This is a genomic window from Pseudomonas violetae, assembly GCF_023072615.1.
Classification (GTDB): domain Bacteria; phylum Pseudomonadota; class Gammaproteobacteria; order Pseudomonadales; family Pseudomonadaceae; genus Aquipseudomonas; species Aquipseudomonas violetae.
Genome location: NZ_JAKNRW010000008.1, coordinates 70,517 through 82,300 on the forward strand (window position 1 = coordinate 70,517; position 11,784 = coordinate 82,300).

Below are 11,784 nucleotides of genomic sequence, written 5' to 3' on the forward strand. Positions count from 1 at the left end.
CGCTATCGACACAGATACCTGTGCCGATCCTGCGTCCTCGCTCCCACCCTTTAACTGCCCAACCAAACGCGGCACAATCCCCGGCTTTTTCCCCGACAGGACCCCCCCTATGCAAAGGATTGTGATTCTGGGCAACGCCGGTAGCGGCAAATCCACTCTGGCCCGCGCTTTAGGCAAACAACTGGGCCTGCCCGTCGTGCACCTGGACAAGCTGTTCTGGGAACCCGGCTGGGTCGAGCCGGATTCGGAGCAGTTTCGCGAACGGGTACGGGAGGCGATCGCCACGGATGCCTGGGTGTGCGAGGGCAACTATGCGCGGCGCACCTTTGACCTGCGCCTGCCCCGTGCCGACCTGATCATCTGGCTCGACACGCCGCGCATCACCTGTTTCACCCGGGTGATACTGCGCAGCATCATGAACCAACCACGTCCGGACATCGCCGCCGGCTGTTCAGAAAAACTCGACCGGGAGTTCCTGACCTTCCTCAAGTTCGTATGGAATTTCGATCGTGGCTACCGCCCCGGCATCGAGGCGGTGCGGCTGGCCGTCGGACCGCAGATTCCAGTCATACACTTGCGCGCAACCGCGCACATTCAAGCATACCTCCACAGCCTGGCCACCGTCCCCGATACCTGCCGCTCCACGACCTTGTAGGAGCCGGCTTGCTGGCAATGAATGCGACGCTGTGTGCCTGACAAAACGCGGTGTATGGATCGCCAGCAAGCAGGCTCCTACGGAGTTGCGTTGCATCAATGGACAGCGGTTGGCGCGGATTGGCCCGCTTCGATCGAACCCCTTGCGCCTCTACAGGTCTGCTCTTGTATCACTCCTCTGGAATCACACCCCATGTCCGCACACCAGAGCCTCATCGTCCTTGCACGGGGCGGATACGCCGCTCGAGGCGTCATCTATTTGATCATCGGCATCTTCGCCTTGCTCGCGGCCCAGGACTCGACAAAACCCAAGGACAGCCATCGCAGCCTCGAGGCCTTGTTGAGTCAGCCATTTGGCTATGTGCTGGTCGGGGTAGTGGTGGCCGGCCTGCTCGCCTTTGCAGCCTGGCGAGTGCTGCAAGCCGTGCGCGACGTTGATCATCACGGCAGCCACTTCAAGGGGCTGGCAATCCGTGCTGGTTTACTGGCAGGAGGCCTGGTCAACGGTGCGCTGGCGTTTTTTGCCCTGGGCCTGCTGGCCAGTGGCCTCGAGAGTTCGGGCGGTGAAGCCGGCTCGCAAACCAAGGACCTGCTGGCGCACATACTCTCCTGGGAACATTCGAACCTGCTGATCTACCTGATCGCGCTCGTCCCCTTCGGCGTGGGCATTGCCCACCTGATCAAGGGCTGGAAGGCCTCGTTCGAGAAGTACTTTGAGGCAGACGAAGACGTCATGCGTTATGTCCGTCCCGTTTCGCGCTTTGGCTTGATTGCCCGCGGCGTGGTGTTTCTCGAAATTGCCCTTTTGCTGGCGATCAGTGGTTCCGGCTATAAGGCCATGGACCCACCGGGGATGAAGGACGCTCTCGATGCCTTGCAGCATTTACCGGCCGGAGCTGTGCTGTTGATGGTGATGGCCTTGGGGTTGATCGCGTTCTCGGTCTACAGTTTTGCCGAAGCTGCGTGGCGCAAGATCAACATGGACGTGCCCGGAGTGGCCGACCGCTAGGGCTGCGGCACTTCTCTCCCACAGAATTCTTCCCGGGATACTTCCCCGTCCCTGTGGGAAGCAAGGCCTGCCCGCGATGAGGCCCGGAGTCCTTAGTTGTTGCGCAGTATCGAGAAATTCAACGCGCCGGCTACGCACAGCCAGATGAGATAGGGGAACAGCATCAACCCGGTCACTATATCCAGACGCAATGCCAGCACCACCATCGTCGCCACCACCAGCCACAGCAACGTGATGATTATCATCCCGGCGAATAGGTGATGGGCGCCGAAGAACACCGGGGTCCACAGCGTATTCAAGGCAATTTGCGCCGCCCACAGCGCCAGTACCACTTGGCTCCCCGGCATCAGGCTCAAGCGATACCCTGCCCAGGCGAGCAGCAGATAGATGATCGTCCACGCAACGGGAAACAACCATTTCGGTGGCGTGAAACTGGGCTTTTTAAGCGTTTCGTACCATTGACCGGGTTTGAACAGGGTACCGGTGCTTGCCGCAGCACCGCAGGCTATGAGAAAAATCAGGAAGGTCATCGTCTGTCCTTAGCTGAGGCCAGCTATCTGGGGTGGGAACACTGTGTTGGCAGTCTGAGGGTTGGACAACCCGATGAAGTGAAAAAGTCTGTGGGGGGCAATAGTTTTTCACCCCTGCCATTACGCCAGCAGCGCAGAGATCCAACGGGCCTGCCGGGCGAGGTCTTGCACTTTCTCCTGCGGCACCGCCTGCCGCGCCTGGGCGAAACTGCCCAGGGTCTTGTGTTTCTGCTGTAGCAAACGCTGCCATTTGGCCAGAAATAATGGGCTGCGGGCCTGCATCTGCAGCGGGCCGAAGTACAGTTGCTCGGCGCAATACACTACGGGCCCGTCGCGCTCGGCGACGATGATTTCATAATAAAAGCGGTTTTCCTGCAGCAGCTCTTCGAAGTGGATGCGATAACCGTTGTCCATCAGCCATTGACGCAATGGCTGCTCGCCGCCGTTGGGCTGCAGGATCAGGCGCTCCTCGCCGCTCAGGTACGCCTTGCCGCTTTCGAGGATGTCGCGGATGGTCTCCCCGCCCATGCCGCAGATGCTGACCGCCGTGATCGCGTCTTGCGACTGAATCGCCGCGAGGCCGTTGGCCAGGCGCACGGTGATGTGCTGGTCAAGATCGTTCTCGCGCACAGTGCGTTGCGCCGACAGGAACGGCGTGATTGCTACCTCGCCCGCCACTGCCGACGCGATGGCGCCACGGCGCATCAACGCCACCGGCAGGTAACCGTGGTCCGAGCCGATATCCGCCAGGCGAGCGCCGGCGGGCACATGCGCAGCAACACGCTCGAGGCGCATGGACAGTGTATGTTGGTTCAACTGCGGTTCCTTTTTACCACGGGCGTTCGGCAGGCATGGCCGGATCGGGAGGCGATTGTGTCGGGTGATGGTATGGATTTCAATAAGCGGCGGTCGTCGGAACAGTTGAACCACTGAAGAGCCAAACTCATCCAACATTCATATGTAACCAGCGCCACCGGTTTACTCCGTTCCACTTCAATGATGGCTTCCAGGGAATGACGCGTTGAATAGAACCCGAGCAGGCATGGCGAACGATACACGTGATGGCCCGGTTAATGCCCAAGCACAATCGTGGCGGACATTTGCATTGCCATTAAGCATTTTCCTGAGCGGAGTCGTCCTTTCCGTAGCCCTTGGCACCCTGGATTCACGAGAGGAATCCCAGGCCGCCAGAGCTCAGGTGATTTCCACACTGGCCAATATCAGGGCGCATCTTGAGAGCGAAGTGCGCTCGACGTTTGATGTGACCGAAGGCATTGGCCAATTGCTGCGAGTGGATGGTGAAATTTCAGCGGCTCATTTTGACGGCATGGCGCAGCAGGCGATTGCCTCCCAGCCGCACATTCGCCACATTGCGCTGGCGCCGGATGACGTCGTGCGTAATATCTTTCCGATGGAAGGAAACCAGGGAGTCCTGGGGTTGGACTATCGCAAGATTCCTGAGCAATACCGGGCGATCGAGCGATCTCGCGAACTAAAAGAAGCACTTTTGGCGGGCCCCGTGCACTTGATTCAGGGCGGCCTGGGTTTCATTCATCGTCGTCCGGTTTTCATCACCCATTCAGCCGGCGAAGAAACTTACTGGGGCAATGCTTCAGTCGTCGCAGATGTGCTTCAACTGCTCACTGCCGGCGGTATCGTGGACAATAAAGACCTGCAACTGGCCCTTCGCGGAGAAGACGGATCAGGTGCAAGCGGCGCGATGATCTATGGCGACGCTAAAATATTCCAGGATGACGCAGTCACCACAGTAGTCGATGTTCCAGGTGGGGGCTGGGAACTCGCCGCATTGCCACTGCACGGCTGGCCGGCGGGCTCCTTGTTCAACTCACCGCTGTTTCTGGTCGCCCTCACCAGCACCGGTTTATTTACCTACTTCGCCGCGCAATTGAGCAAAAGTCATCTATTGGTTCGCCAGCGCCATGCTGATTTAGCGCACGAGATTCAAGAACGGCAGACGCAGAAAGCACTGTTGCTCGATATCGTCGATAACGCCCCGTCGCTCATTTACGTCTACGACACCGAAGGCAAACTTCGATTGTGCAACCGCATGTTCGAACAAGTCGCTGGGCATACCTTCGAGGAAATGGAAGGTAAAACCCGCGAATACCATTTACCTCCGGCAGAAGCCAGGACCCTGCTCGACAACGACAGAAACGTGATTTTAAACGGCGGCAGTCTACGTTTTGAGGATCAGGTCAAAAAACAGGGTATGACGCGTACCTACCTGACCACCAAGTGCATTTTGAAAGGGGCCAATGGGCAAGCTTCCGGGGTGCTGGGGATTTCCACCGACATCACCGAGATCAAACAACGCACCGAGCAGTTACGTCTTGCGGGAATCGTTCTGGATAACACCGCTGACGGTGTGATCATCACCAATGCACGCGGGCATATACTCTCGGTCAACGCAGCTTTCGTAAAGATTTCAGGCTTTAGCGCTGAGGAATCCATAGGTTTAAAGCCGAACACGCTCATCACCGACAAACAGGACAACGCCTTTTACCGGCATATTCTGAAAAGCCTAAAAAGTACCGGCTTGTGGCGCGGCGAACTGTGGAATCGTCGAAAAAACGGCGAAATTTATCCGCAATGGCTGACCATCAACGCTGTTTACAATGAAGGTGGCAACGTCATTAATTACGTTGCGGTGTTTTCCGACATTTCAGCGATCAACCAATCGCAATCTGATCTGGAGCGGATGTCCCATTACGACCCATTGACCGCCCTACCCAATCGAGCATTGTTCAATGAACGGCTGCAGCATTCCCTCGACCTGTCGCTGAGCTACAACCAGTTCCTGGCAGTGGTAGTGCTGGATCTTGATGGCTTTAAAACGGTTAATGACAGTCTGGGTCACTCCCTTGGCGACCTGCTTTTACAACAGGCATCGTCCAGATTCCTGGCGTGCGTGCGTTGCGAAGATACGCTGTCACGTTTAGGAGGTGATGAGTTTGCGCTGATACTGAACAATCTCAGCCACCCCACCGACGCCATCATCGTTGCGAAAAAACTCCTGGTATCGCTTCAGGTACCCTTCGATTTAAAAGGCGCCTCCACGTTATTGACGGCAAGTATCGGCATATCAGTGGCGCCCCACGACTCCGAGACGCCTGAGCAACTGCTGAGGCAAGCTGATACTGCCATGTCCGGTGCCAAGAAAGGCGGACGCAACGACTACCGTTTTTACCAGCCTGAAATGACCTTGCGGGCCCAGGAAAGACTGAATGCCGAGCGCTGCTTGAGGCGCGCCGTGCTTAACCATGAGTTTGAAATGTGGTATCAGCCAAAAATAAACCTGCTGGACAATACAGTTGCAGGCGCTGAAGCGCTCATTCGCTGGCGCGATCCTGATCAAGGCCTGATTTCCCCAGGCGAATTTATTCCTTTGGCAGAAAATACCGGGTTGATCATCCAGATCGGCGAGCAAGTTATCGACATGGTCTGCAGGGATATCAGGCGTTGGGCTGATCTGCAGATAGTGCACGGCGTCATTGCCATCAATGTCGCGCCGCTGCAAATCGACCGCAGCGATTTTGTCGAGACCCTGAGAAGTACCTTGCAAGAATACGACTTGCCAGCGCACGTTTTGGAGGTAGAGGTCACTGAAGGCCTGATGATGGCAAGCCCCGACCATTCCAGGGAAGTCTTGAGTACGTTGCAAAACCTTGGCGTAACCACCTCCATCGACGACTTCGGTACCGGATATTCCTCGCTGGCTTACCTCAAGCTCTTGCCAATTGACCATCTGAAAATCGATCGCAGCTTCATATCCGATCTACCGAATGATTCGCGCGATGTGGCAATTACTAAAACTATCGTGGAATTAGGGCATGCCCTGGGCTTCAAAATCATTGCAGAAGGCGTGGAAACCTCAGAACAAAGCAGCTTTCTCAAGGAGATTGGCTGCGATCAGGCCCAGGGTTATCTGTATGGCCGGCCAATGCCCGCAGCAGATTACGAGGCCTGGTTGAATGGAAGGCAGCAGTCGGTCCTGACTACGTCGACGACACTTTTGAGCTGAGACGTTTCAGCCGATACCCCGATAATCCAGGGCTAACGGATGAAAACGTCGAGGTTCAGCATACCAAGCGCCACCGCACAGCAGGTCAGCCCCAAGCCCCTGAGAAAAGTGATTGTCGCCGCCGCGATCGGCAATTTTGTCGAATGGTTTGATTTTGCCGTCTACGGTTTTCTGGCGACGACCATCGCCCAGCAATTTTTCCCCAGTGGCGATGCCAGCGTGGCCCTGCTGAAAACCTTCGCCGTGTTCGCCGTGGCCTTTGCGTTTCGGCCTCTGGGCGGTATTTTCTTTGGCATGCTGGGGGACCGGATTGGGCGCAAGCGCACCCTGGCAATGACTATCCTGCTGATGGCCGGCGCGACCACCCTGATCGGCTTGTTACCCACTTATGCCGCGATTGGCGTCATGGCACCGGTGCTTTTGAGCTTGATCCGCTGCGCCCAGGGGTTTTCCGCGGGCGGTGAATACGCAGGCGCGTGCGCCTACCTGATGGAGCATGCGCCCAATCACAGAAGGGCCTGGTACGGCAGCTTTATCCCGGTATCAACCTTTGCCGCATTTGCCTCGGCGGCGGTGGTGGCTTATGCGCTTGAGGCGTCATTATCGGCTGAAGCCATGGGTAGCTGGGGCTGGCGCCTGCCGTTCCTGATTGCCGCACCACTGGGGCTGGTGGGGCCGTACCTGCGCTGGAAACTCGATGAAACCCCGGCGTTCCAGGCCGTGACCCAACAGCATGCAGTGGCGCACTCCCCGCTCAGGGACACCTTGCGCGACCACGGCAAAGCAATCTGCTGCCTGGGCGCATTCATCTCGCTGACGGCCCTGTCGTTCTACATGTTCACCACCTACTTCGCGACATACCTGCAAGTTGCCGGTGGCCTGAGCCGGGCGACAGCGTTGCTGGTGTCGCTCATTGCGCTGATTTTCGCCGCACTGATTTGCCCGCTGGCCGGCCTGTACTCGGACCGGGTCGGGCGACGGATGACCGTGGTCAGCGCCTGCGTGTTGCTGATGGTGGTGGTGTACCCATCGTTCCTGATGGCCAGTTCCGGGTCGTTCGCCGCGTCCATCCTCGGCGTGTTGCTGCTGGCGATTGGCGCGGTGCTGTGCAACGTGGTGACCGCGGCATTGCTCTCGGAAACCTTCCCCACCCGCACTCGCTACACGGCGTCGGCAATCACCTACAACATGGCCTATACCCTGTTCGGCGGCACAGCGCCGCTGATGGCGACCTGGCTGATCAGCACTACCGGCAGCAACCTCTCGCCGGCGTTCTACCTGATCGCCATTGCCTTGCTCGCGTTGGCCGGGGGTTTGGGGCTGCGCGAGACATCAAGGATTTCGCTTCATGATATCCCGACCGGCAACGTATCCAGCAGCGCCTCCAGCCCCATCGGCTTGGCAAAATAATACCCCTGGGCTTGCGTCGCCCCGATGTCGCGCAGCAAGTCCAGCGTCGCCTGATCCTCGACCCCTTCGGCCACCACAGTGAGGTCCAGTGATTCAGCCATCCGCACAATCGCCCGCACGATCGCCCGACTACGAGGGCTGGAGGTGAGCTCGAGGATGAACGATTTGTCGATCTTCAAGCCACTGAAACGGTACTGGTGCACATAGCTCAGGGAGGAGAACCCGGCACCGAAGTCATCGAGCACCACCGACATGCCGTTGTCGGCCAATTGCTGCATGGTCAGGCGGGCAATGGCCGGTTCCGCCACCAGTGCGCCTTCGGTCAGCTCCAGGCAGATACGCGAAGGTGCAACGTGGTGGCGGGCCAACAGGGCCAGGACATCACTGGCGAAATCCGGGCGCGTCATGCTGTAGCTGGAGCAATTGACGTGCACCGGCGGCCAGCTCGCGTGCTCGGGTTGGGCGAGGATCACCGCGATGCAGTTGAGCATGTACAGGTCCAGCCGACCGATCAGGCGCAAGCCTTCGACATCCGGCAGGAACTCGCCCGGCCCGATAACCCTGCCCCCCGGCTGATGCCAGCGGATCAGCGCTTCCAGGGCCAGCAATTGGCCGGTGGCGACGCTGACAATCGGCTGGAAATACGGCAGCAGCTCATCGGTCCGTTTGAGCGCGTTGCGTAACGCCCCCTCGCGCTCGACCTGGTCCGAGACTTCACGGCGAACCTCCTGATTGAACACCGCATAGCTGTCGCGCCCGGCACTCTTGACCCGGTACATCGCCACATCGGCATCACGCAGCAAGTCGGCCGGCTCGTGATGGAACTGACTGTCAGCGCTGACGATCCCGATGCTGCAGGACGAAAACACTTCAAGGCCATTGATGAAAAACGGCAGGTCGAACGCCACCAGGATCCGTTCGGCAATTTCGATCACTACTTCCAACGGCGCGTCCGGTGCCAGCACCGAAAACTCGTCGCCGCCCAAGCGTGCCAGCAGGTCGGTTTCGCGCAGGCAACCACGCAGGCGTTGGGCAGCCTGCATCAACAACAGGTCGCCGAAGTGATGGCCCAGGCTGTCATTGACCATCTTGAACCGGTCGAGGTCGATGAACATCACCGACAGATGCCCGCCTTCGCTGCCGAACCGCGACCAGGCCAGGCCAAGGCGTTGTTGCAGACAGGTACGATTGGGCAGCCCGGTCAGCGCGTCGTGCAGGTTCTCGTGTTGAAGCTTGGCATTGGCGTGATCGAGCTCGCGAGTGCGATTCTGCACCCGGGCTTCGAGCTTGAGATTGGCGGCATGGATCGCCTCGGCTGCAGTACGGCGCGACAACGCCGTGTCGATGTGCCGAGAGACGAACGTCAGCAGTTCCTGATCACGCAGGGTGTAGCGTACCTGGGAGGTATAGCTTTGCACCGCAAGCACGCCACGTACCACTTCGCCATCGAATAAAGGAATACCTAGCCATGAGTAAGACCGTACATGCGCCTCGGCCAGTTCGGCTTCATGGGTGGCAGACAAGCGCTCGGCCTCGGCGCAATCAACCAGACATGGTCGACGCTGGCGGATCACATACTCGGTCAAGCCCCGGCGCCCACGTCGCGCCAGTGGGCGGGTGGTCTGACGCTCATCGACGTAATAGGGAAAGGTCACCTCGCCAGTGGCATCGTCGAACAGCGCGATGTAGAAGTTGTGGGCGAACAGCAGCTCGCCAACGATGCCGTGCAATGCCTCAAACAACTCGGTCATGTCGCCCGGGCGGCTCGACAATTCGGCAATCTGGAACAGCGCGCTCTGCAGGTGTTCGGCGCGTTCGCGCTCGGCCACTTCCTGGCGCAGCGCGTCGTTGAGGGCCGACAGCTCCAGGGTACGGCGCAGCACCGTCGCTTCCAGGTCCTCGCGGTGCAGAATGCGGTCCAGCGCCATGGCCACGTGGCGGGCCACCACCAGGAACAGCGCGCGGTCTTCAGCGCTGTAGGTGCGCGATACCTCGTAGACCTGCATGGCCAGCATGCCGAAGACTTCATCCGAGGCATTTTTCAGCGGCGCCCCCATCCAGAACTCCGGACGGTCTCCCACGCAATAGAAACGACCCTCAGTCTGGGCCACGAGAATACCGGCGGCGTCGATCAGCAGCGGCTGGCCACTGGTCAATACCTGCCCGGTCAACGACAGGTGCGCGGGGTCAAGGTACTCGTAGTGCTCGGCCTCCACGGCATCCACGTCGATGATGTCGACGTAGTACGGGTAGTCGATTTTACCCGTGTGCGGGTCGTACAGCGCGAGATAGAAGTTCTCGGCGTCAATCAGGCTGGCCAGCAGCCGGTGCACCCCCACCAGGAACACGGAGCGGTCACGGGTCGAACTCGCCAGATAGGTAATTTCATAGAGCACACGCTGGGTAATCTGCGCGCGAGCCAGGGTATTGGTCTGCACCTCGACGCCCAGGCGCTGGGCAAACTCGGCCAGCGCCGGGTCTGCGGCATCGTCCTGGGGCGCAAGCAACCAACCCAGCACCATTTCGCCCCTGCCGGTCGGCCAGCGGTGCAAGCGCCGGCTCAGGCAGAACACCTCAAAATCTTCATTGGCAACGAACGCCGGCCATTGCACCTGCGGATCGCCCTGCCCCACCAGATGCAGTTGCTCACCGGCGCGGTAAGCCGCCCAACGGGGGGTATGAGCGTCGCTGCGCGCCGAGTCGAGCAGTCGTTCTATCGTGTCATGTCCGCCAGCGACGCCCCTGCCTACTGGGTCCGTGTGGCGTGGAGGCAGAGCGGCGTCGGCTGCGCATTCGCTCGATGGCTGCGGGGAGCCCTGCAATGGATCAAAACTCATCAACGCTCCCTGAACCAGAAAACTGGGGATACTCACTTACCGATTGTGAGCAACGTGCCGCCAAGCATCCCGTTTAAGGCTTATAGGAGTTTTTTTCAACCCATTTATTTGCTTTGCGGCCAAGTTGGCGCTTTCGGCAAGCAATCACCCAGGTATTGCAAGATGGCCGGCCCCGCACGCAGGAAAGTGCCGTCGTCCAACTCGACCGCAGGTACGTAGCCAAAGCTGTTGACCTTAAAGTAATCGTCGCCCGTTTCGGTGCAGTGGGTCTTGTGATCGACCTTGATCAGCGTGAGGTCAAGCCCCAATTCATTGAGGGTGATATGCGAGGCAAGAGAACAGGACGCAGGGATGTAATACAGCTTCATTGGCAGACTCCAGAATATGAGTGAGCGCCGTCGATTACAGCGCATGTCCAATCTAGAGGCAGGGTATAAAATAGTAAGAAGGCACTATTTTGTAGGACGGTAATCCAGCGCCTCGCTGACCACGTCACCGTCGCGCGGTGCAGGCAGGTCACGCAGGCTCAATCGCACCCCGGGAGCGACTCGTGCCCGTTCAAGACTTATGGCGGGCAGGAGTACTCCGACCACGTAATCCGAGGCCACCAAAGTGAATTGACGGGTACAGGTGGCCGGGTCAAACCCGACCGGCGAATCGACGATGTCCCGTGTTAGCGCCAGGGCTTCACGCACTTTGGGCAGCAACTCAAGGCCCAGCGCTGTCGGCTCCAGGCGCCGGCCAACCTGCACCAGCAACGGGTCGTTGAAGTGTTCGCGCAGGCGCCCCAGCGCTGAACTTGCCGCAGACTGGCCCAGGCACAAGCGCTCCGCCGCCCGGCTCACACTTCGCCGGTGACGTAGTAGCACTGCTGCACTTCGGGCACGGCAAAGTGCGCTTTCATGGCCTCCAACGCATCGATGCTGGTGCGCTCGGCCATCACTTCGACAATGATGGTGAGCGGCCGGCCAACGGCAGTGGGGTCGACGATGGCCACGTTGCCGGTGATCACGCCCTTCTCTTCCATGCGCTTTATGCGGCGCTGCACGGCGGCCGTGGACAGGTTGACCTGCTCGGCCATCAGCCGCAACGTCGTGGTGTTGTCGCGTTGGACAAGGTCCAGGATCGCCCGTTCGAATTTATCCAGTGATTCAAATGCAGCGTCCTTGTTAGCCATGCGAGCCCCGCGAGAAATTTTCTCGAAAACCAGCGGAAAAGCGCGACCCTTTGTCTAGCCACGAGAAATATTATCTTGCGTGCAGCCTGCCTCCGCAGCCTGACCGGCCACTCAAACAGGCTATT

Annotated in this window: 9 protein-coding genes and 1 pseudogene; 4 read left to right on the plus strand and 6 right to left on the minus strand. The window is 59.0% G+C overall.

The features are described 5' to 3' along the window. Nucleotides 1-109 precede the first annotated feature (109 nt). Both L9059_RS12705 and L9059_RS12710 read left to right on the plus strand, forming a co-directional pair. A complete protein-coding gene (locus tag L9059_RS12705; protein WP_247291312.1) occupies nt 110-655 on the plus strand; it encodes an AAA family ATPase in 546 nt (181 codons plus the stop codon). 192 nt (nt 656-847) lie between these two features. Beyond that, entirely contained in the window at nt 848-1,663 is an 816-nt protein-coding gene (locus L9059_RS12710; protein WP_247291314.1) for a DUF1206 domain-containing protein, read from the plus strand. A gap of 92 nt (nt 1,664-1,755) precedes the next feature. On the opposite strand, the gene tspO is transcribed toward L9059_RS12710, so the two are convergent. Both tspO and L9059_RS12720 read right to left on the minus strand, forming a co-directional pair. Beyond that, entirely contained in the window at nt 1,756-2,193 is a 438-nt protein-coding gene (gene tspO / locus L9059_RS12715) for a tryptophan-rich sensory protein TspO (protein WP_247291316.1), read from the minus strand. Between the two features lie 120 nt (nt 2,194-2,313). Further along, complete coding sequence (locus L9059_RS12720; protein WP_282615447.1) at nt 2,314-3,009, minus strand: tRNA (adenine(22)-N(1))-methyltransferase; 696 nt, start codon at nt 3,007-3,009, stop codon at nt 2,314-2,316. A gap of 226 nt (nt 3,010-3,235) precedes the next feature. On the opposite strand from L9059_RS12720, the gene L9059_RS12725 reads away from it, so the two are divergent. Beyond that, nucleotides 3,236-6,235 (plus strand): bifunctional diguanylate cyclase/phosphodiesterase, encoded by a 3,000-nt coding sequence (locus L9059_RS12725; protein WP_247291318.1) that lies wholly within the window; start codon nt 3,236-3,238, stop codon nt 6,233-6,235. Between the two features lie 39 nt (nt 6,236-6,274). After that, nucleotides 6,275-7,645 carry an MFS transporter gene (locus tag L9059_RS12730; protein ID WP_282615448.1) on the plus strand — a complete coding sequence of 457 codons (1,371 nt, stop codon included), beginning with the start codon at nt 6,275-6,277 and terminating at the stop codon, nt 7,643-7,645. Here the strand turns inward: L9059_RS12730 and L9059_RS12735 are convergent. The 4 genes and pseudogenes from L9059_RS12735 to L9059_RS12750 all read right to left on the minus strand — a co-directional run. After that, nucleotides 7,582-10,482 (minus strand): EAL domain-containing protein, encoded by a 2,901-nt coding sequence (locus tag L9059_RS12735; RefSeq protein ID WP_247291321.1) that lies wholly within the window; start codon nt 10,480-10,482, stop codon nt 7,582-7,584. The genes L9059_RS12730 and L9059_RS12735 overlap by 64 nt on opposite strands. A gap of 104 nt (nt 10,483-10,586) precedes the next feature. Continuing rightward, nucleotides 10,587-10,850, minus strand: coding sequence for a glutathione S-transferase family protein (locus L9059_RS12740; RefSeq protein ID WP_247291323.1), 264 nt, complete (start codon nt 10,848-10,850; stop codon nt 10,587-10,589). Nucleotides 10,851-10,934: 84 nt separating this feature from the next. Next, on the minus strand, nt 10,935-11,351 hold the full coding sequence (locus tag L9059_RS12745; protein ID WP_345894339.1) for a LysR family transcriptional regulator: 417 nt from the start codon (nt 11,349-11,351) through the stop codon (nt 10,935-10,937). After that, nucleotides 11,327-11,659, minus strand: a pseudogene (locus L9059_RS12750) (Lrp/AsnC family transcriptional regulator); the annotation flags it as partial. The gene L9059_RS12745 and the pseudogene L9059_RS12750, both read right to left, overlap by 25 nt. Nucleotides 11,660-11,784 lie beyond the last annotated feature (125 nt).